Here is a 24,263-nt window from a genome sequence, read left to right as displayed (position 1 = left end):
CAATATCCCTCAAATAAAAAATTTATTCAGCAAACGGGTCGTGAAGAAGAATGGTCTGACCTCTGTCCGGTCCGGTGGAAACCAGCGCGATCGGGCAGCCGGCAACCTCGGAAAGACGCTTCAGATACTTCTTCGCGTTTTCAGGCAGATCATCCCACTTCGTAATGCCGAAGGTGGGCTCTTTCCAGCCCGGGAAATCTTCATAAATCGGCTTGCATTCGGCAAGCATCTCGGCTCCGACCGGAGTTACGTCAATGCGCTTGCCCTGGTATTCATATCCGACACCAAGACGAACCGTCTCAAAGCCGTCAAGAACGTCAAGCTTCATAACGGCTAAACCGGAAAGGCCGTTCCACTCAACGGATCTTCTCAGCGCTGCGCCGTCAAACCAGCCGCAGCGACGCGGGCGACCGGTAACAGCACCGAATTCATTGCCGCGTTTAGCGATCTCTGCGCCGACTTCATCAAACAGCTCTGTCGGGAAAGGACCGGAACCGACACGGGTGCAGTAGGCCTTCGTAATGCCGAGAATGTAGTTCAGTTTCTGAGGACCGATGCCGGCGCCGGGGCTAGCAAAACCCGCAACCGTGTTGCTCGATGTGACAAACGGATAGGTGCCGTGGTCAATGTCAAGCATGGTGCCCTGGGCGCCTTCAAAGAGGAACTGTTCGCCGTCGGCCATCAGCTTATTGAGTGTGTGAGAAACGTCGCAGATCTTGGAAGTGATTCTCGGCGCCATGGCAAGCGTCTCGTTAATCATCTTCTCAACGTCAACAGCTTCAGCCTTGTAGAAGTTAACAAGGAGGAAGTTGATCAGTTCGCAGTTAGCGCGAACCTTGGCGGCAAAGCCTTCCGGATCGCAAAGATCTTTCACATGCAGCGCGCGTCTTGCAATCTTGTCTTCATAGGCAGGACCAATGCCGCGGCCTGTCGTACCGATCTTCTTATCGCCAAGTGCGGCTTCGCGCGCATGGTCAAGAGCAATATGGTACGGAAGAACCAGAGGGCACTGACCGGAAACAAAAACTCTATTTTCAGCGTCAACGCCGTGCGATTTCAAATCGTCAATTTCTTTCAGAAGAGCTTCCGGGCTGACAACGGCTCCGTTGCCGATGTAGCACTTGACGTGCGCATGCATCACTCCGGACGGGATCAGACGAAGCACAGTCTTGTTGCCGTTGATAACCAGAGTATGGCCGGCATTGTGTCCGCCGTTAAAACGAACCACGCCCTGCACTTTCTCGGTCAGCCAGTCAACAACCTTGCCTTTGCCTTCGTCGCCCCATTGGGCGCCCACTACAACTACGTTCTTACTCATATAGTCCTCTTTTAAATTCGACGACCGACAGATCGCTCCGTCACCGTCCAAGTTCCATCAACAAATAACAATTCTTCATCCAGTCGATAAGCTTCTTCCAGAGATTCAATACTGTCTTCCGGAAGGGACTGGACCACAATTAATCCCTTGCTTCTAAGTTCTTTAATTTTTGCGTTGAGCAAAGGGTCTTCATCGTTAATCGGGGCCAATACAGCATACGGTCTGCGGGTGTCCATCACCGCGACAATTTCTCTTAAATAAAGCGTGAAGCCGACCGCGGGTCTGCGTCGGCCGAATCTTGCGCCGATGTCGTCATAGCGTCCGCCTCTCAGCACCGCCTGATAGCGGCCCGGAATATTGACGCTGTAAGTCACACCGGTCAGATACTGATAGCCGTGAACGTCGGCAAAGTCATAGCTCACGCCGTCGGCTCCGCTCATTCTGCCGAGCCAGCGTACGTGATCCAAAATAGGAAGAATTTCAGGATAGTCGGAGAATTCTTCGGCAATCTTATCCAGAACCGATTCATCTCCAAACATGACGGCAAGTTTTAACAGCGCGTCAACCGTTCGATCCTGCAGTACTCCTCTGAACTCTTCGATCGAGGTTCTGTCTTTATGGCTGAGCGCAAAAAGAATCTGATCCTGCACCGAGCCGGAAGCCGGATCCTTGTCCAGAATCGCCTTAACGACACCGGTATGGCCGAGATCCAGCATAATGTTCTGAATATTAAATGTCCTGAGCGCCTCAAGACCGAGACAAATCACTTCTTTGTCACTGTAAGCGCTCGTAGAGCCGAAAAGCTCGACGCCCGCGACATACGGCTGGCGTGAAGCCATCGGATGCAGCGGTCTTGCATGCAGCACGCTTCCGACATAGCACAGTCGCGAGACGCCTTCGCGGTTGAGAATGTGTGCGTCGATACGAGCGACCTGCGGCGTCATGTCCGCGCGAATGCCCATCGTTCTGCCGGAAACCTGATCGACAATTTTGAAGGTACGTAAGTCCAGATCGCCTCCGGTCCCTGTCAAAAGAGAATCTACATATTCCACAAGCGGCGGACGGACAATTTCAAATCCGTGTGAAGTGACAAGGCTCAGAAACGAGCTCCTCATTGCTTCAATAACTCGAGCCTCCCGCGGAAGCATGTCCGCGATGTTCTCGGGAAGAAGCCATACTGACATAATTCAACCCTTCTAAAAAACTAACATTGTCGACCAAACAACAACCAACCCTAAGACTACACTCCCAAAGCCTATGATTCGGATCTTCTCGCTAGGAATTCTGGTCGATTCGCGCACGGCCCTCTTCCAGAAGTCAGGGGCGATAAAAGGTAAAAACCCTTCCAGTACAAGGACAAAGCCTATTGCACAGAGAAGGGTTTCCATTTTCTTACCTAGCGATGTTTAGTTTTGAGCGCCGGCCTTTGAGTTTTTCAGATACTGGAAGAACTCGCTGCTCGGGTCAACGACCAGCATATCAGAGGGCTTGTTAAAGGACTGACGGTACGCCTCTAAAGAACGATAGAACTTCGCGAATTCCGGATCCTTGCCGAAGACCTGAGCATAAATCTCGTTGGCTTTAGCGTCGCCCGCGCCCTTAATGTCCTGAGCGTCACGATACGCTTCAGACAGAATGACGGTTCTCTGACGATCCGCGTCCGCTTTAATCTTTTCTGCTTCAGCAGCACCCTTGGAGCGCTCTTCGCTTGCGACACGCTTACGCTCAGCTTCCATACGGCGGTAAACCGACTCGGAAATCTCCGGAGTAAAGTCCACGCGTTTGAGACGAACGTCGACCACTTCAATGCCGAGATCCGTTACGCGCTTCTGCAGCGCTTCGGAAATTTCAGCCATCGCCTGAGCTCTGTCGCGCGAAGTGATGTCGTTGACGGTTCTTCTGTTCACCGCCTGGTTCAGCACGTCGCGAAGCAGCGAAGACATACGGTCTTCGGCCGCTCTTTCGCTGCCCTGGAAAGAAACCCAGTAGCGGCGCGGATCGGAAATACGCCATCTGACGTAACTGTCGATCATCAGGTTCTTCTTTTCGCTTGTCTGGACCAAATCCGCAACCGGCGTATCAATCGTCAGGATGCGCTTATCCAAATAAACCACATTCTGAAGCGGAGCCGGAAGCTTCACATGAAGTCCGGGTTTGTCCACGATGTCTCTTAACTCGCCGAGCATGAACACCAGCGCGTATTCGCGCTCATTGACGGTATACAGGCAGGTGCGACCGAACAAGGCGGCAAGAAAAACAAAAATGGCAAGTACGATTATTTTTTTCATCTCTCAATCCTTATCTCAGCGTCCGGGATAAAGGACGGGAAGTGTATGAATTATCCTGAGTCTGCCCCTCAGCGCTCTTTGCAGGCGCAGCGGCCTGCGCTGCGGTGTCGGCTGCCGCAGTATCGGCAGAGGGACGAGTCGAGCTTTCGCTGCGCTTCATCAGCTGATCAAGCGGCAGATAAAGCAGATTGCCGGAGGACTTGGAATCAACCATGACCTTGGAGGTGTTGTTGTAGATCTGCTGCATAGCGTCTACATACATACGGTCACGGGTTACCTTCGGAGCTTTTTCATACTGAGCGTAAACCTGTGCGAAGCGAGAGGAGTCACCTTCGGCCTGAGAGACCACACGGGACTTGTAGGCTTCCGCTTCCTGTCTCAGGCGTTCTGCCATACCCTTGGCTTTTGGCACAACATCGTTGGCATAGGCTTCGCCCTCGTTAATCTGTCTCTCTCTGTCCTGACCGGCTTTAACAGCGTCGTTAAAGGCGGCCTGAACCTGTTCCGGCGGCTGAGCGTTCTGAATCGCCACGGAGAGAATCTGAATACCGCTGTGATAACGATCAAGCATTTCCTGCATGAGGCGCTTCACTTCTTCGGCGATCTCCTGTTTGGATTCAAATAAGACGCTGTCCATCTTCTTTCTGCCGACCACTTCGCGCATAGCCGATTCCGCTGTCTGAATAACCGCGCCCATCGGATCTCGGGTCTTGAAGAGGAATTCTGCCGCGCCGGGACCTTCCTTAATACGGTACTGAACGTTGAACATCACATCCACGATGTTCTCATCATCCGTCAGCATCAACGCTTCTTTAAGGCGCTGAGAGGAACCTCTCATACCGATTTCAGCTTTACGAACGGAGCTCACGTCAACGAGCTGAACATCCTGGATCGGATAAGGCAGATGCCAGCGGAAACCCGCGTTCATGCTTTCGGTATAGCGGCCGAAGGTCGTCACCACGCCCTTCTGGCCTTCGGGAACGATATAAAAGCCCGAAGCAAGCCAAGCGCACACCGCAATCGCAGCGGCTGCCGCGACAAAGCCTGCGGAGAAATTGCGTCCGGCCTCGAACTGAGGCGGACGGAATCCGCTGCCCGTATTTCCGCCGCCGCTCGCGGGCTGCTTAAAGTCGTGGTCCTTGCGAAGCGGAGGTTCGTCAAAGTCATAATCGTCCTGCCGATCCTCGGTCTGAGGACGATTCATGTTCGCCTCAGCGTCGGATCGCGGCTGATTTTTCTGTTGTTTATTGCCAAATAAAGAATTCATACGGTCGTTGAACTGCTTCCAGAGCTCTTCCAAATCAACTTCCTGATCGGAAGCCTGAGGTCTTTTCTGCTCAGGCTGCCTGAATTCATCTTTTCCGGGTTGGACTTCTTGCTGACGATCAGTCTGAGGATTCTTTGCCTCATCTTTGTCGTTGGAAGGGTTTTCTTCCGAGCCTTTACGGCCCCAATGGGGGTCATTCAGTGACATTTATCTAAACAGTCCTTTGCAAACGCTCTATAGTCGGAGCGTCATATTAAATAATTGGACTAAGGATTCTATCACTTGATTATTAAGAACAAATATTGCGATAAATTTTGCAATACTTTTTCTTAATCTTTAATCTTCCGCCCGCAGCCGTTCAGTCCGATTCCAAGCTTTACACCGCACGGCAAGACGCCGTCAAAAGCTATTCAGACAACTTCCGCGAAGCGTTTGTTTCGTGAAACGCCTATGCTAAAACCGCCTTGCGGCCGAAACCCTTAAGGATGCCGTTGCCGATCGCGCAGGCTAATTTGCGCTGGAAGGCCTGAGTCCGAAGCTTGCGCTCTTCTTCCGGATTAGAGAGGAAGGCTGTTTCCACCAGCACGGAAGGAATATCCGGCGCCTTCAGAACGGCGAAGTTCGCCTGCTCGACTTTAGACTTATGCAGCTGATTAATGCGGCTCAGTTCATTAAGAATATAGGCACCGTAAATCGTACTGTCGCTCACCTGAGCCGTAAACGACATATCCATCAGGATTCGGGCGATCTGTTTGTCTTTTGTACTAATGTTCGCGCCGCCGATTAAGTCGGCGTTGTTCTGGTTGCGGGCAAGCCACTTGTTTGAGCTCGAGACGCGTCCTTTAGTGTTCAGCACAAAAAGAGAGGATCCTTTGGCTGCCGGCTTAACCCATGCGTCCGCATGGATCGAAACAAAAAAGTCCGCCTTGGCCGCACGAGCTTTCTGCACTCTTCGCTGAAGGGGAACGAAATAATCTCCGTCGCGCGTCAGAAGCGCTCTGAAGCCTTCAAGGCGATTGAGTTCCGCTCTGAGAATTTTGGCGACGGAAAGAACGACATCCTTTTCTCGAGTGCGGTAGCGTTTACCGATCGCACCGGGGTCTTCTCCGCCGTGGCCCGGATCAATCATGATGACCAGCGCTCGGGTGCGTCTCTTGGAAGTTGTTTTTGTTTCCGTTTTCTGAGGCTTTTTCTTTGTCGAGGCGATAACGGGCGGTTTGCTCGTCTGAGAAGACGGCTTGGGTGTTTTACCCGCTGAGGGCTGCACTTCCGGTTTTACCGGCACCAGAGTTCCGCTTTCAATACCCGCAAGGATCTGCTCGAGCTGATCCGCATCGGCTTCCTCACGGTTTTCTTCCATTCGCTTCTGACCCTCGGCGACCTGCGCGACGAGTTTCTGGACCGCGTCGGGTTCCTCTTCTTCCTTCTTGAGGATCGCAAGGATCGGATCCTTCTCCTGGACCGGATAGACGTCAAAAACCGTGCGGTATTTATAGGTGCCCGCGGGCTTCAGACTAAAAATCTGAGGTGAGACGTCCTGTTTGAAATCGATCGTGATGCGAACGACCGTCGGTTTGTACTGACCGCAGCGAATCCTCTGAATATACGGATCGTTCGGCTTAACCTTCTGAATGATGTTTTTTAATTTGTCCGTGAGTCTGAGTCCGTCCATATCCACAACCAGGCGGATCGGATCAGCCACGCGGAGCATGAAGTAATTCAGTTTTAGGGGCGCGTCGCTCTCAATCGTCACGCGGGTGTATTCATCCGCAGGCCAAGTACGAACGTCGATGATCTGAGGCGTTTTAGCCGACACGGCCGGCACATACGTAAGAAATGCCGAGCAGAGAGAGCCGTAAATTAGATCGCGGCGGGTAAAGCAGCTCATTATCTTTCCAGACCTCTAACAATCCGCACGCCGTGATCGGTCAATGCGCTCACCTGAACTTCTCTTCCGTCGTCTTTGGGTAAAAGCGAGATCATCAGATCTGCGCCGGGAACGAGCGGCTCGGCTTTCTGAGTCCACTCCGTGACGCATACTCTTCCCGGGCCGAAGTTTTCTCTAAACCCCGCATCCTCGAATTCTTCCGGGTCTTCAAAGCGGTAAAAATCGAAATGGTTGAGCGTGAAGCCGTCAATGGAGTACGGCTCAAGCAGCGTAAACGTCGGGCTTTTGACTCTGCCCTCAAAACCGAGCGCTCTCAAAAGCGCGCGTGTCAGAGTTGTTTTGCCGGCGCCCAAGTCGCCGCAGAGACGAATATTCAGTCCGGAAGAGAGAATTTCATCTTTATTTTCTAAGAGAACAGCGGCAAGCTCGGCTCCAAGTTCATTGGTCGCCTGCTCATCGGGAAGATACCGTTGAAAGAATACGTCAGCGTGGTTCATACATTCTTTTTAATGTGAAATCTAAAGATAACACAATGATCTTTTCGATTGTATGAAAAAATCTCTGTTCACAATCTTTTGCCGCGCTGAATATTTTTCCACTCTCCGAGGCCCGCTCTGAAGGAAGAGCCATATTTGTTCACATGGAGCCGGGATATGAAACTTAAAAACGCTCGGTTAGATCCGGCGAAAACCGCCGAATCATCTGCCGCAGGGCCTGGCAAACCACTATTTGCCTAATTTTTAAATCTCTATATAATACGTTTTTCCTGTTGCCGGCATAGCTCAGTTGGTAGAGCAGCGCATTCGTAATGCGAAGGTCGGAGGTTCGACTCCTCTTGCCGGCACCATGGGATGCCTAGGTGGTGAAATGGTAGACACAGAGGATTCAAAATCCTCCGCCCTTAAAAGCGTGCGAGTTCGAGTCTCGCCCTGGGCACCATAAACAAAATTAGCATAATGAGCATGATGAGCAAAGCCCGTATTTACGGGCTTTTTTCTTGCCCTACCCCTTCGGATTTTGAGTATTATGAGCAGGAATAGAACTTTTTTAGAACTACTCACAGAACTTTTCTTCTAAAAAATTCGGAAAGTTTTACGGCAAAAAATCAGTTCTATCAGACAAAAATTTTTAGAACTTTTTCCGCTCTGGGCAAGTCCTTTGCATCAACAATTTTGTTCTAAGGGAATAAAAATGGCTTCAATTGCTCGCACCCCAAACGGTACATGGAAGATACAGTTTTACAGAAACGGTACCAAGGCTACAAAAAAACATTCAAAACCAGAACTGAAGCCAAAAAATTCATGGCCATGTTGGAAATCAGTCCGCAGTCAAGCAGCTCGAAGATCACTTTTTCTCAACTTTTGGAGCAATACATGATGGAGGTCTCGCTCAAAAAGAAAGGAGCAGGCAAAGAATGCCTCCGCATCAAAGCGATCATGCGGCGCCCGATCGCAAATGTTTTTTGTCGGACCTGACTCCAGCCATGATTCAGAAGTCAATACACCAAAGGTTGGAAACACCGTCTCCAAGAGGCGGCACACTGAACCCCGCTTCCGTTCGTCGTGAGTTCGGCATTCTCCGCAGCATTTTCAATTGGGCCGTCAGAATGGAAATGCTCGATAAGCCTCCCACACAAGGGGTTCTTCTTCCAAAAGAGCCTGAAGCTCGCGAGCAGACGGCTTCCAAAGAAGACATTGAACGGTTGCTTTTTTCTTGTGATTGGGACGGGAAAAGTGTCCCTAAAAACAGCACTCAGCTGATAATGCTCACCTTCCTTTTGGCCTGCAAAACAGGGTTGCGTGCCGGTGAAATCCTCAACATTGAAGAGAGTCGGATTGACGGCTCGCTCATCCACCTTCCCAAAGAAGCCACAAAAACAAGAGTGAAGCGTGACGTGGCCCTGACAGATTCGGCTCTGCGCCTGCTTCAATTAGCCAGAGCTTATAACCCCGATTCAGAAAGGATTTTCAGCGTGCTGAACGACTATGCAAGGGACGCATTGTTCAAGAAGATTCGGGACAAAGCGGACCTTAGCCCTGTAAAGGATTCAAACGGAAACATAATTTCCGAGGGCTTGCGTTTTCATGACAGCAGAGCAACGTTTGCAAGGTGGGCAGCGTCTCCCGACCCGAGAACAGGCGCCCCAAGATTAGACGTGCTGACTCTTGCGAGACAGACGGGTCATAGAAATTTGAAGATGCTTCAGAAGCACTACCGCCCGACCGCCGCAACAATTGTCGAGCGGTTGAACAAGCCAGAAGAGAATGACGAGGACCCGATTTTTTGAGGTTCTCTCCGCCCTGAACGACGGAGATTCTCTACTGCGTCAGCAGCTTGCGCTGCCGATCACTTCGGTGGATTCCTGCTGCTGATTCGACGTCGGTCTTTTGGACCAACCCGGATTCACTTGCGCCTGAGCATTTTTCTCAGACTCCCCACAGGGTGACTTCTCCCCGCCCTAATCGGGCAAGGAGAAATCAGTACGCACCCTTCAAATACTTTCGTTGTTTGAGTGTCCTCGATGCTCTGGGGACTAGAACAGGTCACCGTGCGATCCAGTGCGCACAAGAGTAAGAATTAAATTTACTTGATCTGAGTAATAGATCAATAACCAGTCAGGTTGGATATGACATTCTCGAACGTTTTTGTATTTTCGAGAATCTACAAGCTGATGATCTCGATACTTAGCGTCCAAAATTTCGTTATTAATAAGTTTGTCGATAACTATCCGCAGCGCTTCGGGATTAAGCCCCCTTTTCAACGCTCTTTTGTAATCCTTTTTGAACTGCGAACGGTATTTGACTTTAAGCATTTAAGGAATCCATTAGCTCGTCAGTTGTAGAAAACGGGCCAACGAGATCCTTCTCTTCAATGGCTTCATCAATTGCTTTCATGGTTTCCTGTGAAGGTTTTTCAAGCTCTAAGGCAAAAGGAAATCCGTTTCTTCTAATCATCGCTTTTGCAAAAGCATTAATAGCTGCCGAAGGAGAAAGTCCAAGTTCTTCACAAATTCGCGAGAATGCCGTTTTAACGTCCGGATCCATGCGAGCGCTAATCGTTGAGTAAGACATAACAAAACCGTTAATATGTAGTACAAATTACAGCTATTATAGTACAATCATTAAAAAATAAGTGTCAATCACAACGAAAGAAGTCCGCAAATCGTTTCTCAGATGGCGATAGCCCGGATGTAGTCACGGACTTTATCGAAGCCCCGTCGGTCGTAGCGCTGAGTAGTATTGATCGACGAATGTCCCATTGCCTCTTTCACAATGGAAATGTCCGCTCCGACATCCAGCATTCTTGTCGCAAACGTTCTGCGAAGGTCGTGGGGAGTGAATTTCTCAATTCCAGCGGCCTTTGTCCGTTTTTCAATCATCTTGAAGATGGCCATCGGAGACATTTACTAACTTATAAGCCCTATTGAGAGTTAAATCATGCCAGCCTTCGCATACAAACGAGTTTCTAGCGTCGACCAAGCTACTGACCGTCAATTAGCAGATTTAGATATTCACTTTGAGAAAATATTCGAAGACAAGGCCAGCGGGAAGGATACACACCATCCAGAGCTCGAAAGAATGATCGAGCACCTTCGAGAAGGAGATACGCTTTACATCCATTCTTTAGACCGCTTAGCTCGTAATCTTGTCGATCTTCAAAAGACCGTTGACCTTCTCACCACCAAGGGAGTTGAGATTTACTTTGTTAAAGAAGGTTTAAGCTTCGGAAGAAACAGTCAGCAACCTGCACTAAACAAGCTCATGCTTCAAATGCTCGGAGCTTTCGCAGAGTTTGAACGCAACCTTATCAAAGAACGTCAGCGGGAGGGCATTGAACAGGCGAAAAAAAGCGGTGTATACAAGGGGCGGAAACCGATTGAGATTAAGTTATTTAACCAAACACTGGAACTTGTAAACGGCGGCATGAAAACCACGGAAGCAATTAAACAGACCGGAATTAAACCCGCTACTTATTATCGTTACCTGTCGAAGAATAAGTAGGTTACGTGGTAAGTTACTAAAATTTACATATACACAACTTATTGATTAATAAATATTATTATAGACCGCCCTGGGCACCAAAACGAATTCTGAGAGACCCCGCAGCTTTACGGGGTTTTTCTTTATCTTCAATAAATACGGGGCGTTAGCCGCTGTAGCTATCCAAGGCTATACGAGACAAGCCAAAAACTTTTGGTATCCTAGATGGTATCTTGGATGGTATCCCAGCTGTTCATCAGAAGAAGCTCTCGAGTCACGACACTTCTTCAAGCAGAAAAAATCCAAGTTCAGCTGAAGCAGACGCCTGTCTCTTAATTTTCACATTAGCCCATGGCGATATAGGCCTTTACGCATCCTTAGATAAGATAATCACTGCAGCGATACCCGTATTCTTCATAATCGTTTGTGCATCCTCTAGCCAATACAAAGACGATGACAACTTGACCCGAGCCCCTTCCTAATAGCTCGAAGCCTATCAAGCGCTGCCGTATGGTTTCCTCACCAACCGAAGAATTCACTAAACCGGAAAAGTCAGAGTTTTTGCTCTTTCCGTTTTCTAACCAAACGGTCGGTCTTTTAAATCCGGAGACAGAATAAAAATACTTAATGCTTCCACAGAAGGCCTGTGTACCAATACGAATCGCTTTTTATCTCAATCAACATAGCGCTTTTTAGCTACAACCTAAAGCTTAGACACGGGATTGCTCGCACCTGGAAAAGCCAATATTCTATAAACTCAGGTGACACAAGTGACTCTCTTAGCTTCGATCAGGCGTCTGGGCCTACCACTCATAATTGCTTCACAAGCTGTTTTTGTGCTACAGGCTGCCGCGGCCGCCGATGAAGCCGCCATTGTTGTGGCTGTGCAGAACAGCAACCAAACAGCATTGGAACGCTCATTTGCCAAAGAGACAATACGTTTTCTTTCGGACAGCAACTACGATCGAAGCATCATCTTCAAAAAACTCCCGCTGGATCAAATAACAAAGCTTGCGCAGGAGCGCAAAATCGACTTCGCTCTGCTCGGACCTGACGCTTACGCGGCAATGGAAATCCATTTCGGCGCACATGCACTGTGCAGCCAGCGCCTGATTTCCGATGAAAGCAAAAAAGTCTCTGGTGCAGCCGTGCTCATTAGCGCAGACAACAAAAACATCAGAGAGCTTTCTGATCTCACCCGCGTCGCTGTCTCAAAAGACGAAAGCCGGGCATTTTTTGTTAAGGCGTTTAAAAGAGAACTCCTGCAGCTCGATTCAGACGCCGACAGAGGCAAAAATATCTCTATCGAGCTCTTCTCTCAGTCAGAAACACAGCTGCTTGATCTTCTTCTAAGCAGTCAAATCTCCGCTCTGCTGCTGCCTGCGGGCGCACTCGAAAAGCTCAAGAGTTCGGATGCATCTGCCGCAAAACTTCTAAAAGTCGTAGGAGAAACCTCTTCCAATCCAAATTTGGCAAGTTCCTCTTCTTTGTATCCGGGTCTCACTTTCGCGGCCTTCCCGTCCTCAGATTCAGAAACCGCCGCCCGGTTAACGGCTTCGCTGCTTGGAATGCCTAGCGCAGACGGCTACGAATGGAGCCTTCCGACAACGTTCGAATTCGTTCATGAGCTTTTGTCCGTGATTCGTGACGCGGACTACTTAAAGCGTCCCGACCAGTCTCTGCTGACGCTGCTTAAAGAATACTGGATGTACCTCTGTTTCGCCCTGCTGGCTGTCCTTGCGCTAATTATCCATTCGCTCAGAACAGAGGTTCTGGTTAAGCGAAGAACCGCGCAGCTGACGCTCGCCCTAAAAGAAAGAGAAGCCATGAAAGAAGAAGTCAACGCGTACATCAAACGTTTGGCCTATATGGAACGTATCGGCATGGTCGGCGAGATTTCTTCAATGCTCGCCCACGAGCTTAAGCAGCCGCTTGCAGTGATTCATAACTATGCCCGTGCAATCACTCGAATGCTCGCAAAGGACATCGTTCCTGACAGACCGACAATGGGCTCCGTCATCGACAAAATTGATGATCAGTGCGACAAGGCTGCAAAAATCATCGACCCTGTTCGCTCCTACACTAAGGATAAAGAGAAAACGAAGACCGTCTTGGACTTGTCGCAGCTCAGCCTGCTGGCTGTACAAAACTTCAAAATTCTTTTTAATCTTGATGTGCAGCACAAAATTGAGCCGAACGTACGTATTGTCGGCAATCCTTTAGAAGCTGAACTGCTTTTAAACAACCTTTTAAAAAACGCAATGGAAGCGGGAGAGGAAAACTCAGAACCGCAGGTGAAGCTGATCGTCCGCTCAAGCGGCTCTAACGCGTTAATCGAAATCAGCGACAACGGACCTCTTCTAACGGACGAAGAACTCGCCTCTATCGGTGTACCGCTTCAGTCAAGAAAAGCCAACGGTCTTGGACTCGGCCTTGTCATTGTTCAGAGAATCGTCGAATCGGCACGCGGAAAAATCCAATTCCTTAGAAATTCTCCGTGCGGTGTTCGCGTCATCGTGACTTGGCCGTTAAGTCAGAACAATCCTAATGAGAAGGAATAAAAAACTATGAGCGCAAATCCAATGTCAGTTGTCAGAATCGTGGACGACGATGAGGATGTGAGAAATTCACTGAAATTCCTTCTCGAGGCAGAAGGCTGGAAAACGCAAGTTTATGCGAACGCGGACGAATTTCTTGAAAAAGACAATGCCATGATTCCCGGCTGCCTCATTCTGGACATCCGTATGCCCGGGACCTCAGGTTTAATGCTCCAGAATCGGCTGATCGAGGCGGAATACGCGCTGCCGATCATTTTTATTACAGCGTTCGCCGAGGTCGGGACAGCCGTGATGGCGCTGCGCAGAGGCGCTTTGGATTTTCTGACGAAACCGATTAATGACGAACGACTCTTAGAAAGCGTGGAAACCGCTGTCAGCAACGATTGGAAACGCCGCTCCAGTATTGAGCACTCCAAAAAAGCGCATGAACTCGTCAGCCTCTTAACCGTACGAGAGCTCGACGTCGCGCGCCTCGTCGCTGAAGGGCTCAGCAATAAGCAAATCGCAGTCAACCTTGGAATCGCAGAGACAACGGTCAAAGTGCATCGCACCTCAATTTACCGAAAGCTCGAGGTCAAGACTCCGCTAGAAATCTTTAAGCTTCTTGAGCGATAAGAGGTAGTGAGAAGCGCTCTCTGCCGCAGTCCTTCCAAAAACAACCGCCGCAAGCTCCGAGTTGCCCGGCAGGCAGGATTTGCCGTGGACTCCCCCGACTGCTTCTCCGGCCGCGAAAAGCCCCTTAATGGGCGAACCCAGCGCGTTCAGAATCTGCGCATGCGGATCTATACGCACGCCGCCAAGAGTCCTCTGCTTCACCAACGTCACTTTGACAAGCATCAGCTTCTCGCTGCCGATCCATTGGGATAAAGCGGGCGTTTGCCGCTCGTTCATGCGCGTTGCTCGATCGGCATATGCACTAAGGTCCGCAGTCAGTGTCCGCCAGAACTGCTCGGACACAAAACTGAAACTTCCCTCCTGAACGCTTTCGCCTCTGTGCACGCAGACCGCTTCACCGATAGAAAACACTCGCCAGATCGCCTGTGCCTGAGCTTTCGGAAGATTCTCCGTCATACTTGAGGGAAAAAGCGCGTAGGCCGTATGATCCGGAGATGACAGCAGCGCCTCAGTTCGCTCAACGGAGTCAAGACCGGTAGCCAGGAGTCGGCCGTCCCTGCTCACAAGGACGGATGCCTGCGTCGGAAGACGAAGCTGTGTCGGCACGGAGTCATTGAGCACCGTCAGATAATCCAGAAAATCCATTCCTACGCAGCCCGCTCCGTTTCTGACAAGCGCTTTCAGAAAATCCGCGCTGCGGCCGTGCGTCGGATCAATACTCCGCAGTCCTTTATTTCTCGGATCATGAAAGGAGCAGATCCGATCATCGGAAACAAAACCGCCGCTGCATGCAATCACGGACAATGTGCGAACTTCTCTTATTGCACCCGAACTCTCAGCGTACGTTAACTTCCAGCCTTCGTCCTTCTGTTCCATTTGTTTGACTGAAGCGGAACATACGCAGTCGACGCCGCCCGCTAAAAGCGCTTTTAATAAACACTCTCTGAATTGAGATAAATCTCTAAAGTAAGCCCCGCGCGGAAATCCCGATCCCGGGAGCTGTACAGTCTTGAGCATAAATTCCGCGCCAAGATTGCGAAGCCAAATCTTCGCATCGTAAGAGCGGTAACAGAGTTCACGAACAAGTTCTGGCGAGGCGCGATAACCAGACCTTTCCAGTGTCTGCTGCATAAACAGTTCAGGGGAATCGAATATACCCTGTCGGCCCTGAGCTGCCGGATCAACCGCGTTAATCGCCCCGTCATAGAAGGGAAGTGTCTTTGTGTAAGGAAGCGGCTTTGAGGCGGATTCCAGAAGAAGAACGCGTGTTTTTGGGAAGGCTGCTGCAGAGATCGCCGCACAAACACCTGCAAGACCTGCGCCTACTACCGCTATATCGTAATAAGCATGTTCAGACATCGCCCGATACTCCGCTCACTGCACTTCTTCCGGCAATTCTTCCAAAAACATGCGCTTCCGTAATCGCGTTGCCTCCAATTCGATTTGCTCCGTGGATTCCGCCGACGACTTCTCCGCAGGCAAAAAGACCTTTAATCGGAGCTCCTTCCCAATTCATCACACGGCAATACCGATCAATCAGCAGGCCGCCCATTGTGTGATGAATTGCCATATCGCACGAAGCCGCCCAGAACGGCTCCTGTGTAATGGCGTAGCGCATACTCTCTCTGCCGCGTCCGAACTGCCGGTCGTTTCCGCTCGAAACCGATTCGTTGTAATCCTTAATGGTCTTCACAAAAACAGCGGCCGGGATTCTGAGTTTTTCTGCCAATTCCGCGATCGTGCTGCCTCTGAAGACCCTCTGCTTTTTAAGCTCTTCTTCGGCGTTCTCGCGAAATGCGAGCGGACACTGCATATAGCCGTCGTTATCGACAATCACATAAGCGCGCTTATCGGGAAGCGAAAGGACTTTATCGCGGATAACGTCTCTGAACTCATCTTCTCTCACAAAGCGTCTGCCTTTTGCGTCCACAAAAAGCATTCTTTCGGTAAAAACCGCAAAACGAGAGAAGCGTACGGGAGACGGCATACATTCGATGTAATCGCAGCCTGCGGCATAGGCTCCGATCGCGATGGCTTCCAGCATGACCTCTCCGGTGGAACTTGGAGGATTGGTCGTTTCAAGTCCGCGCAGTCTGACGTCGTGCGCCTCGCACAGCGCAGCATTTGCGGCAAATCCGCCGGAAGCGAGAATGAGGGCTTTGCGTGCGCGGATAAATCGAGCTTTAGCTTTCTTGCCACTCGGACCGGATGTGTTCGAGGTCTTAACGCCAAGCACACAATTGTTTTCCGCAATGATTTCGTCCGCGGACTGAGAGTATTGAATTTCGATGCCGCGCTCGAGACATCGCTCGACCAGAATATCTATATAGCTTTCATTCGGGTTTTGAACCAACGGGATATGTCCCCGCGGGAACATGCCGCCGTAGATTTGCGAGCAATTATCCGCATAGCGAACTCCGTAACCTTCCAGCCAGTGCAGACAGTCAAGCGCCTGAGAGCACAGTATGTGAATCAGCTCCTTGCTGCCCTTTCCGTGCGAGCTTTTAATGGTCTGAGCTTCAAAAAGCTCCAGCGAGTCTTCGATATGCATTGCCCGCTGCCGCTGCGGATCCACCGCGTTGAAGTAGCCGCAGGAGATTCTGGAGGCGCCTCCCGCAAAAGACATTTTTTCCAGAATGAGAATGCTGCGGCATCCAGCCTCATGAGCAGAAAGTGCCGCGGAGAGGCCGGCAGCGCCCGAGCCGACAATAACCACGTCAAAGGACGCGTCCCACCGGTGAGCATCTTTTGCCTGCGCACGAAACACCGGAGCGGCTGAAACTGCTCCGACATAGGTAAAAAACTCTCTGCGGGTGGGATGGCTCAGCGTCATGTTTCATTATCCTAAGCGGGGATAATTTCGCTTATTTAACCTTGAAATCAAAATTATGGCACTGGGCACAATAATTTTCAGGTTCTGCGTGCTGCACATGGCACAGTGTGCATTCGAGCTGGTTTGAGTAATGGGGCGACGTATGCGGATTCTGAGGTTTCACGTTCTTCGTTTTCTCTACGAGCTCATCCGGATTATGGCACTTAGTGCACTGGTTAATGTCCGGCGCGGAGATTTCATTTTTCTCTCCGTGACATGCCGCGCAGGGGACGCCCTTGGCGACATGGCGGTCCGCACCGAACTTTCCTTGCTCGGCTGCCTGAGCGAAACCGGTGAAACACACAGCCAAGAAGCAGCTTAGCAGCATTATTTTTTTCATAGTATCTCCTTAGACAATCGGCCGCAGGGCAATCCCGCGGCCGATTCTGCGACTTAATTCGTTAAGAGTGATGACTTCTTATGATTTAGCGCAGTTTTCACCGGCCATACGACCGAATACGAGGCAGTCGAGAATGGCCACAGAGCCGAGACGAACCGCGCCGTGGACATGTCCGGTCGCTTCGCCCGCCGCGTACAAACCTTTGATGGGCTTGTCGGTTTTAACATCCAGGACTCGGCACTGATCGTCAGTGATAAGACCGCCCATAGAGTGATGAACCTTAGGCTGAAGTTCGCCAATGTAGAAAGGCGCAGTTTCAACCGGAAGCTGTTCATTATTGATGTAGCGGCCCAGAACCGGATCGTTCTTGGACTTCACGTAGCCGTTGAACTCAGCAATGGTCTTCTTCAGCTGTTCAGGATCAATGCCCTGAGCCTTCGCCATGTCATCAATCGTGTCGTACTTCATGACGAGTTTGCGCTCGATCTGCTTATCGAGCATGCCGGGTCGCTGGGCTACAAACGGTTTGATGCCGTTCGCGTCGGCAATAGCGAAGCATTTACGGCCGTTTGCCTGTTCAACCATAATCGCGTCTGCGCGAACTTTACGGTTAGCCAGTTCATTAACAAAGCGCTTGCCGGCGCTGTTGGTCCAAAGACCGTACTCGGCAGCGGCAGTCTGGTTAAACTGCCAGCCGATTCCCATGCCCTTCTCGTGAGGATTGCCCCACGGTCCGCACTGGATCCAATCGTTTTGAGCCTGCATACATCCGATATTGGAGGTTTCTCTCCAAAGCTCTGACGTAGCACCCGGCTGATTTGTTGTATCGAGTGTCGCGTTCAGTTTCGGATCCTGGATTGTTCTGTAGGGAACGTCCGCGGAGAAGCCGCCGTAGCAAAGGACAACGCCCTTATTGGCCTTAATTGACTTCGGTTTTCCGCTGCCCGCTTTCGGGAAGCGGTAGCCCTCGAACACTTCGACGCCCTGAACCCCCTCAGGCGTACGAATGATGCGGTCCACATAAGTTCTTGTGCGGACGGGGATACCAAGTGCTTTGCACTTTTCGAGTTCTTTATTGACGATACCGGCGCCGGAGCCGATCTTAGTCGTCACATAGCGCGGAACGGAATGGCCGCCCTCCTGGCCAATCGCGTCCGGCAGATACTCGACTCCGAGTTCATTAACTGTCCACTCATAGTTGGATAACACACGATCAACCATCTGACGAACTTTCTTCGGATCGTTCATATAGTTGCCGGCGACGAGAATATCTTTTTCCAGAAGTTCTTTAGAGTCCTGGATTTTGTGCATTTTCTGCTGCGGGCAGCCTGTCGCAGTCAGGATGCCGCCGTTAATGATTGAGTTACCGCCGGCCGTAGGCATTTTTTCCAAAACGACAACGTTGGCCCCGGCTTTCTTAGCCTCGATAGCGGCAGCTAGTCCGGCAAAACCGGATCCGATCACGATCACATCAACTGTTTCATCCCATGTCTTTGGCTGCTGAGCGACGGCAGCGGATGCGAAAGAACCGGATGCGACGGCGACAGCGCCGGCCATCGAACCTTTGATGAAAGAGCGGCGAGAAGTATTCTCCATTAATTTCTCCTTGTTTAAGACCTATCAAAAGATAGTGAAATCATTTTAGGATTTCCCTCTCATACGAAAAATAGTTCTATAAGCAAGTGGTTATCGCGTCGCAATGAATATATCCAGTTGATTTATCAGTAATTAATTTATTAGTTAAGCAATACTACCTACGACGTTAGGTGTACTTTACAAAGGGAGGAATCGGGATTTTATCCGAAATGTTTTGATCAGTATTTGATCATTTACTTTATAACTTTTTGATTCATAAATAAATGGGTTAATTATATTTAGGGCTAAGTAGCTGAAGAATTCGAAAAATAAAAAAATACTGAAATCCCTTTCTAATTAGGCCGACGCGTAATCGACGAAGACCGCCATGCAAACAGAATTCTCGATAAGAGTCAGTACATTATTCATAACCTATTTTGTTCTTCGATCTTTCACGTTCTTCTTTAACTCTAGCACCGCCACATCTACACCCCTTAATTTGTTTTAAGCGTTTATACGAATTCAAAACTCTTTTACATAGTATCAAAATGTAATAATGTTCAATGGAGGTTATATGGACTCAAAGAAATTACTGGTAATTACAGCTCTAGCTATAGGGGGGGGGTGTTAGCGGTTGCGCCGTACCCCAACTGCCTTCTCAACAAGCCGAACAACTTACCGTAGCTAAAGCTCAGCGTGAAATTAAAATCGGCATGACATCCGAACAAGTTGTCGAAGCCCTGGGTTCACCTAATATGGTAACAACAGACTCACAACGCAGGGAAACCTGGGTTTACGACAAAGTTTCTACAAATGTCCAATATTCAAAGAGCAACGGTGGTGTCTGGTTGCTCTTATTCGGTGCAGGCGGCTCTGCTGGATCTCTGTCTCAAAACCAAAGAACTCTCACCATCATCGTTAAATTTAATTCTGACGGCAGAGTAAGAGACTTTGCATATAGAACTTCTTCTTTCTGAGGCCGTCATGAAAAAAACACTATTATCACTTTGCGCAAGCTCTGTGCTTCTTACGGGCTGCACGGTCCATACAGATCATCTTTATGTTCTGAACGAAAATTATCTGCAGGAACGTCAGCAGCAAACAAGGCGATTTGAGACCAAGGACGAGGAACTAATCCTTTCTTCATCCGCTCAGGTCTTGCAGGATCTTGGATTCACCTTAACCGAGAGTGAAACTAAGATGGGCTTGTTAACGGCATCCAAAGAAAGAGACGCCAAAAATGGGGGCCAAATTGCAGGGGCCATTCTTCTAGCCGCCTTAACGGGTGCTCGGATGCCTATGGATACTGTACAAACAATTCACGCCACGGTTGTTTCATCCAAAAGTAAAACTGAAGATGGCTATCTTGTGAGAGCCAAGTTTGCTCGTGTCATATTTAACGACATGGGAGGCGCAAAGATAGAAGTGATTCAGGAGCCGGAGATTTACCAAGAGTTCTTTAATAAGCTCTCGGAGTCCGCCTTCCTCACTGCAAATGATATTTAGGATAAAAAATGAAAAAAATTCTCATCGCCATTGCCGTCGCTTCTTCGCTCTTGACAGGATGTACTACTACTAATCAAGCAGTTTTAGGAACTACAAAATCTCAAGTTGAACTTAGAAGTTTCCAAAGCAGAGCCTTCGACACAACGGATAAAGCTTTTGTCCTGCGTTCAGTAGTTTCTACAATGCAAGACTTAGGCTTCATCATTGATAAAGCCGACACAACATTAGGAACTGTGAGCGGAACAAACTACGTTGTGCCTATCAGTAAGCTGACTGTATCCGTAAGGGATAACAAGGAGAAAAAGCAGATTATAGTGAGAGCCAGCGGACAAGTGGGTGTTAATCCGATCGATACTCCAAAGGCATATCAAAACTTCTTCAATGCTCTTTCTCAGTCATTGTTCCTTGAAGCTCACAATGTAGAGTAAGTTAAAAACTCTTATTCTCTGAATACGGCCCGCTGAGGTAAATCTCCTTCGAATTTTTGCCCCAGCAGGCTTCTTTTGTCTCTGAATTTAGTGAATCCGTAAAGCTATCAAAAGCTCTACCGACCTTCTGAAGATAAGGGGAGGAGCTGTAAGCAGCTTCAGGGTTAGTTTTTACAACCTCGTACAAAACTTCCTGCGCGAAAATCACATTCCAGAATTATTTTTAAAACTTCTTCCAAAGAAAAACACCGCCGGGTTCATTGATTTTTGCGACGGTGTTCTGCAGAGAAAAGAGCTGAAGAAAATAATTAATTCATTCTGTGCGGCGTATCAATTACGTCCGAGATTTCTTCCAGCCCTTTGCACTCGATCTCAATACCGAGCTTTTTGAAGCCTTCTTTTAGGCTTTCAGTAATGACCTGCTGGAGGACCTCGGGCGGAACGTCCTCTGAAAGAGAAAACCCGCCGATAGGAAGAGGCATTGCCTGGCTGCCAAGCTGAGCTTCCGCTTCGGCTACTTCTTCTTCCTTTTTGATTTTTTCAACGGCGTCTCGCAGCAGAAAGGCGCATATACACTGCTCGAGCCAGCTTTTGCGGTCTATCTGCAGCTCGTCAAGAGAGTCAAGCAAACGCTTTTTCAGCTCGTCTTCAATATCAAAAACAATCTTTGCCATTTCTAAATCTGTCTATGCGAAGGAGGATGAGTCTAACAACAAAGGCGCTCTAACAGTGAGCATTTTGTTAACGATAGTAGTTACTCTCTTTATTCTAAAGAACAAGCCTAAGAATTTAGGCCTGTCGACCGCTGATTGCCTGTTCAGGAAAGATGCTGCACCTATCACTTTTAATTTCTTAATCGAGCCCATAGTCTCTTAAAACGCTTCTAGCTCATCTGCACTCGGCTCGTAGCACAAAAGCAACTTCGCAAACTAAAAATTTTAAAATCATTCGCAAACGACGATTAACCTTTTTATGCGATTATCCAAGAAATTGAAACCTTACCTCAGGAATTGTCTGTTTATTTACCCTGCTTTCAAAGCAGCGCGTTAAGTCTAGAATAAATCTAACTCTATGATTAACAATAGAGTATTCAAGGAGAACTTATGAAACTTACAACACTTGCACTTTCAATTAGCGCCGCCATTTGTTCGACTGCAGCTTTTGCCTACACACCCGGAACCTACACCGCTTCCATCGCCGGACAGAACGGTCCGGTCACCGTCGAAGTCCAGACTTCTGCGGATAAAATTCTTTCCGTTAAAGTGCTCAAGCAGCAGGAAACTGAAGGTATCGGCTCTAAAGCTGTCGTACAGCTTCCGAAGGAAATCATGACCGCTCAGTCTGCCGACGTACAGGCTGTTGCCGGCGCCTCTGTCACATCTGCCGCCATTAAGAAAGCTGTTCAGGAATGCCTTGGCAAAGCCAGCGGCAAAAAAGCCGCTCCGGTCTCGTTAAAGAACGGCGTCTTCGAAGGCCAAGCATACGGCAACAACGGCTGGCTCAATGTTGAAGTGACCATCAAAGACAACAAGATCACCGATATCAAGACACCCGGACAGCGTGAAACACGCTTCCTTGGCGACACTGCGATTAAGACCATCGGTAAAGATGTTATCGAATACCAGACTCTGAACGTGGACAATGTCGCAGGCGCAACCGTCACCAGCACCGCATTCAAGACAGCCATCGGACAGGCAATTGAAAAGGCAGGCGGCAATATCGCCAACTTCCAGAAACCGGTTCCTGAAAAAATTAAAAAAGTCGCAGGCTCCATTAAAGATCATGCCGACCTGATTATTGTCGGTGCGGGCGGCGCAGGTTTATCCGCAGCGGTAACCGCGAAAGATCTCGGCGTTAAGAATGTTCTCGTAATCGAGAAGATGCCGGTTGTCGGCGGCAACACGCTCCGCTGCGCATCCGCTTTCAACGCGGCTGATCCGGAACGCCAGAAAACGCTTCCGATGACGGATACACTCAAAGACGCCATTGTAAAAGCGATCAGCGAAAAACCGGTCAGCGAAGAACACAAACAGTTAATGGCTGACGTTAAAGCCAAGTACGAAGCCTACTTAAAGAGCGGTTCCAAAACACTCTTTGACTGTCCGGAATGGCATGCGCTTCAGACCTATAACGGCGGCGACAAAGTCGGCAAGATTCCTCTGATTCGCGAGTACGCCAACAACGTTCTCGACACGCTGCACTGGATGCAGTCCAAAGGCGCTCCTGTTATGGATCGCGTCAGCCAAGGCGCGGGCGCGCTTTGGCAGCGTACGCATCAGCTTGATGCTCCGGCGGGGCTCGGCTTAATTTCTCCGCTGTATGACAACGCTGTCAAGCAGAATGTCCGCTTTAAACTCGGCCTGAGAGTCAATGACGTCATCATCAATGACAAAGGCCGCGTCATTGGCGTCACCGCCACTGATAAAGTCGGCAACAAGTACGAAATCACCTCCAAGGACGGTGTCATTCTTGCAACCGGCGGCTACTCTCAGAATAAAGAGATGCGCCAGAAGTCTGCTCCGCACCTTACACCTGATATGGTCTCCACCAATCAGCCGGGTGCAACCGGCGACGGCATTATCATCGCGACCAAACACGGCGCAGATACAACCGGCATGAATTATGTTCAGGTCTATCCGCTTGCCACACCGGGTACCGGCGCTCTTCAGGGCCGCGCCCGCAAGATGAGCGGTCTTGATGATGTCATTGACGTCAATAAGAACGGTGAGCGCTTCGTTAAGGAAGACGCCAGACGAGATGAGTTCGTTGCCGCCATTAAGAAGCAGCCTGACGCGATCTGCTACGACATCAATGACTCTTCCATTGTTAAGCCGCTCAACAGCTTCAATGAAGACGTTGAAACTCTCGTCAAGATCGGCCGCATTTATAAAGCCGATACACTTGCGGATCTGGCAAAGCAGCTGGGTATGCCTGCTGACAAACTGGAAGCGACTGTTGCGGAATTCAACAAGATGGTCGAAGCCAAGAACGATCCGAAGTTCGGCCGCAAGCTGTTTGACCGACAGATTATTAAACCGCCGTTCTACGCGACACCGCGCGCTCCTTCCATCCACCACACGATGGGCGGTCTGATGATTTCTCCGAACGCTCAGGTTTTGGATAAGAACGGCAAACCGATCCCCGGACTCTTTGCTGCCGGCGAAGTTACGGGCGGCATCCACGGTTCTAACCGTCTCGGCGGAAACGCCACTGCGGACGTCTTAACCTTTGGGCGCATTGCCGCTAAAAGCGCTGTTTCGCAGAAATAGAAGTTAGTTGACGAAGGCCCGCTTTCACGCGGGCCTCTTATTTGGCTGTATGGCTCTCAGAGTTAATACAATAATTTCAGCGCTGCCGTCCTCAAAGTCTATGAAGCTCAGCTCGTGTGCTTTTGATCTTTCAAGCTTTCATTAGAGATCGAAGGACATTAGCTAAAGTCTGAGTTTTTGCTGGTCCAAATCCAGCTGTTCCGAAAGGTTTTTTAGATCGATAAGCATGTCGTTGACGCTCATAAGCGTACTCTCACCTGAGTTTGGCAGAATTTATTAAACAAAAAAGCTCTCAGTCCTTTGATTATCAGGGAGTTGAGAGCTTTTTAAAATTATTGTCTTGTAGGTATGCTAGAGCA

Annotated in this window: 23 protein-coding genes and 2 tRNA genes; 10 read left to right on the top strand and 15 right to left on the bottom strand. The window is 49.5% G+C overall.

Going from position 1 to position 24,263, the window contains the following annotated elements; translation table 11 throughout:
• Positions 1-22 precede the first annotated feature (22 nt).
• From E5987_RS05300 to tsaE, 7 genes are all read right to left on the bottom strand, one after another.
• Entirely contained in the window at positions 23-1,318 is a 1,296-nt protein-coding gene (locus E5987_RS05300; protein ID WP_160335057.1) for an adenylosuccinate synthase, read from the bottom strand.
• An 11-nt stretch (positions 1,319-1,329) separates the two neighbouring features.
• Positions 1,330-2,502 carry an ATP phosphoribosyltransferase regulatory subunit gene (locus E5987_RS05295; protein WP_160335056.1) on the bottom strand — a complete coding sequence of 391 codons (1,173 nt, stop codon included), beginning with the start codon at positions 2,500-2,502 and terminating at the stop codon, positions 1,330-1,332.
• 12 nt (positions 2,503-2,514) lie between these two features.
• On the bottom strand, positions 2,515-2,706 hold the full coding sequence (locus tag E5987_RS05290; protein ID WP_160335055.1) for a DUF2065 domain-containing protein: 192 nt from the start codon (positions 2,704-2,706) through the stop codon (positions 2,515-2,517).
• An 18-nt stretch (positions 2,707-2,724) separates the two neighbouring features.
• The gene (gene hflC, locus E5987_RS05285) at positions 2,725-3,606 is read right to left on the bottom strand and encodes a protease modulator HflC (protein WP_160335054.1); all 882 of its coding nucleotides are present in this window, start codon (positions 3,604-3,606) and stop codon (positions 2,725-2,727) included.
• A 10-nt stretch (positions 3,607-3,616) separates the two neighbouring features.
• Positions 3,617-5,080 carry an FtsH protease activity modulator HflK gene (gene hflK, locus E5987_RS05280; protein WP_160335053.1) on the bottom strand — a complete coding sequence of 488 codons (1,464 nt, stop codon included), beginning with the start codon at positions 5,078-5,080 and terminating at the stop codon, positions 3,617-3,619.
• 241 nt (positions 5,081-5,321) lie between these two features.
• Positions 5,322-6,761, bottom strand: coding sequence for an N-acetylmuramoyl-L-alanine amidase (locus tag E5987_RS05275; RefSeq protein ID WP_160335052.1), 1,440 nt, complete (start codon positions 6,759-6,761; stop codon positions 5,322-5,324).
• Positions 6,761-7,258: a tRNA (adenosine(37)-N6)-threonylcarbamoyltransferase complex ATPase subunit type 1 TsaE gene (gene tsaE, locus E5987_RS05270; RefSeq protein ID WP_160335051.1), complete on the bottom strand. Its 498-nt coding sequence runs from the start codon at positions 7,256-7,258 to the stop codon at positions 6,761-6,763. The genes E5987_RS05275 and tsaE overlap by 1 nt, the downstream gene beginning before the upstream one ends.
• Before the next feature lie 274 nt (positions 7,259-7,532).
• On the opposite strand from tsaE, the gene E5987_RS05265 reads away from it, so the two are divergent.
• The 3 genes from E5987_RS05265 to E5987_RS05255 all read left to right on the top strand — a co-directional run bounded on the left by E5987_RS05265 (position 7,533) and on the right by E5987_RS05255 (position 9,048).
• Positions 7,533-7,608, top strand: a tRNA-Thr gene (locus E5987_RS05265).
• 6 nt (positions 7,609-7,614) lie between these two features.
• Positions 7,615-7,700: transfer RNA gene (locus E5987_RS05260), tRNA-Leu, on the top strand.
• A gap of 475 nt (positions 7,701-8,175) precedes the next feature.
• Entirely contained in the window at positions 8,176-9,048 is an 873-nt protein-coding gene (locus tag E5987_RS05255; protein ID WP_237178735.1) for a tyrosine-type recombinase/integrase, read from the top strand.
• Positions 9,049-9,294: 246 nt separating this feature from the next.
• Here the strand turns inward: E5987_RS05255 and E5987_RS05250 are convergent, their stop codons facing one another.
• The 3 genes from E5987_RS05250 to E5987_RS05240 form a co-directional block, all read right to left on the bottom strand.
• Positions 9,295-9,573 (bottom strand): type II toxin-antitoxin system YafQ family toxin, encoded by a 279-nt coding sequence (locus E5987_RS05250; protein WP_160335050.1) that lies wholly within the window; start codon positions 9,571-9,573, stop codon positions 9,295-9,297.
• Entirely contained in the window at positions 9,566-9,832 is a 267-nt protein-coding gene (locus tag E5987_RS05245) for a type II toxin-antitoxin system RelB/DinJ family antitoxin (RefSeq protein ID WP_255453141.1), read from the bottom strand. The genes E5987_RS05250 and E5987_RS05245 overlap by 8 nt, the downstream gene beginning before the upstream one ends.
• 98 nt (positions 9,833-9,930) lie before the next feature.
• Positions 9,931-10,164, bottom strand: coding sequence for a site-specific integrase (locus tag E5987_RS05240; RefSeq protein WP_160335048.1), 234 nt, complete (start codon positions 10,162-10,164; stop codon positions 9,931-9,933).
• Between the two features lie 34 nt (positions 10,165-10,198).
• Between E5987_RS05240 and E5987_RS05235 the strand changes: the two genes are divergently transcribed.
• The 3 genes from E5987_RS05235 (at position 10,199) to E5987_RS05225 (ending at position 13,914) form a co-directional block, all read left to right on the top strand.
• The gene (locus E5987_RS05235) at positions 10,199-10,762 is read left to right on the top strand and encodes a recombinase family protein (protein ID WP_160335047.1); all 564 of its coding nucleotides are present in this window, start codon (positions 10,199-10,201) and stop codon (positions 10,760-10,762) included.
• 749 nt (positions 10,763-11,511) lie between these two features.
• On the top strand, positions 11,512-13,302 hold the full coding sequence (locus E5987_RS05230) for an ATP-binding protein (RefSeq protein ID WP_160335046.1): 1,791 nt from the start codon (positions 11,512-11,514) through the stop codon (positions 13,300-13,302).
• 6 nt (positions 13,303-13,308) lie between these two features.
• Positions 13,309-13,914, top strand: a complete 606-nt coding sequence (locus E5987_RS05225; protein ID WP_160335045.1) for a response regulator transcription factor — start codon at positions 13,309-13,311, stop codon at positions 13,912-13,914.
• On the opposite strand, the gene E5987_RS05220 is transcribed toward E5987_RS05225, so the two are convergent.
• The 4 genes from E5987_RS05220 to E5987_RS05205 form a co-directional block, all read right to left on the bottom strand.
• Positions 13,885-15,273 carry an FAD-binding protein gene (locus tag E5987_RS05220; protein WP_160335044.1) on the bottom strand — a complete coding sequence of 463 codons (1,389 nt, stop codon included), beginning with the start codon at positions 15,271-15,273 and terminating at the stop codon, positions 13,885-13,887. The genes E5987_RS05225 and E5987_RS05220 overlap by 30 nt on opposite strands.
• The gene (locus E5987_RS05215; RefSeq protein ID WP_160335043.1) at positions 15,266-16,747 is read right to left on the bottom strand and encodes an FAD-dependent oxidoreductase; all 1,482 of its coding nucleotides are present in this window, start codon (positions 16,745-16,747) and stop codon (positions 15,266-15,268) included. The genes E5987_RS05220 and E5987_RS05215 overlap by 8 nt, the downstream gene beginning before the upstream one ends.
• A 31-nt stretch (positions 16,748-16,778) precedes the next feature.
• A complete protein-coding gene (locus E5987_RS05210) occupies positions 16,779-17,126 on the bottom strand; it encodes a cytochrome c3 family protein (protein WP_160335042.1) in 348 nt (115 codons plus the stop codon).
• Between the two features lie 78 nt (positions 17,127-17,204).
• Positions 17,205-18,722: a flavocytochrome c gene (locus E5987_RS05205; RefSeq protein ID WP_160335041.1), complete on the bottom strand. Its 1,518-nt coding sequence runs from the start codon at positions 18,720-18,722 to the stop codon at positions 17,205-17,207.
• Between the two features lie 629 nt (positions 18,723-19,351).
• Here E5987_RS05205 and bamE point away from each other — a divergent pair.
• Genes bamE through E5987_RS05190 form a run of 3 tightly spaced genes read left to right on the top strand, consistent with a single transcriptional unit; the run spans position 19,352 to position 20,635 of the window.
• Positions 19,352-19,678: an outer membrane protein assembly factor BamE domain-containing protein gene (gene bamE / locus E5987_RS13455; protein WP_353889783.1), complete on the top strand. Its 327-nt coding sequence runs from the start codon at positions 19,352-19,354 to the stop codon at positions 19,676-19,678.
• A gap of 7 nt (positions 19,679-19,685) precedes the next feature.
• Positions 19,686-20,207 carry a hypothetical protein gene (locus tag E5987_RS05195; RefSeq protein ID WP_160335039.1) on the top strand — a complete coding sequence of 174 codons (522 nt, stop codon included), beginning with the start codon at positions 19,686-19,688 and terminating at the stop codon, positions 20,205-20,207.
• 8 nt (positions 20,208-20,215) lie between these two features.
• A complete protein-coding gene (locus tag E5987_RS05190; RefSeq protein ID WP_160335038.1) occupies positions 20,216-20,635 on the top strand; it encodes a hypothetical protein in 420 nt (139 codons plus the stop codon).
• A 308-nt stretch (positions 20,636-20,943) separates the two neighbouring features.
• On the opposite strand, the gene E5987_RS05185 is transcribed toward E5987_RS05190, so the two are convergent.
• Positions 20,944-21,309: a hypothetical protein gene (locus E5987_RS05185; protein WP_160335037.1), complete on the bottom strand. Its 366-nt coding sequence runs from the start codon at positions 21,307-21,309 to the stop codon at positions 20,944-20,946.
• 429 nt (positions 21,310-21,738) lie between these two features.
• On the opposite strand from E5987_RS05185, the gene E5987_RS05180 reads away from it, so the two are divergent.
• A complete protein-coding gene (locus E5987_RS05180) occupies positions 21,739-23,904 on the top strand; it encodes a flavocytochrome c (RefSeq protein WP_160335036.1) in 2,166 nt (721 codons plus the stop codon).
• The last annotated feature ends 359 nt before the right edge of the window (positions 23,905-24,263 follow it).

It is taken from the genome of Parasutterella muris (assembly GCF_009767915.1).
In the GTDB taxonomy this organism is placed as follows: Bacteria; Pseudomonadota; Gammaproteobacteria; order Burkholderiales; family Burkholderiaceae_F; genus Parasutterella; species Parasutterella muris.
The sequence above is the reverse complement of the archived record's forward strand: the minus strand, read 5'-3'. Positions and strand labels throughout refer to the sequence as shown.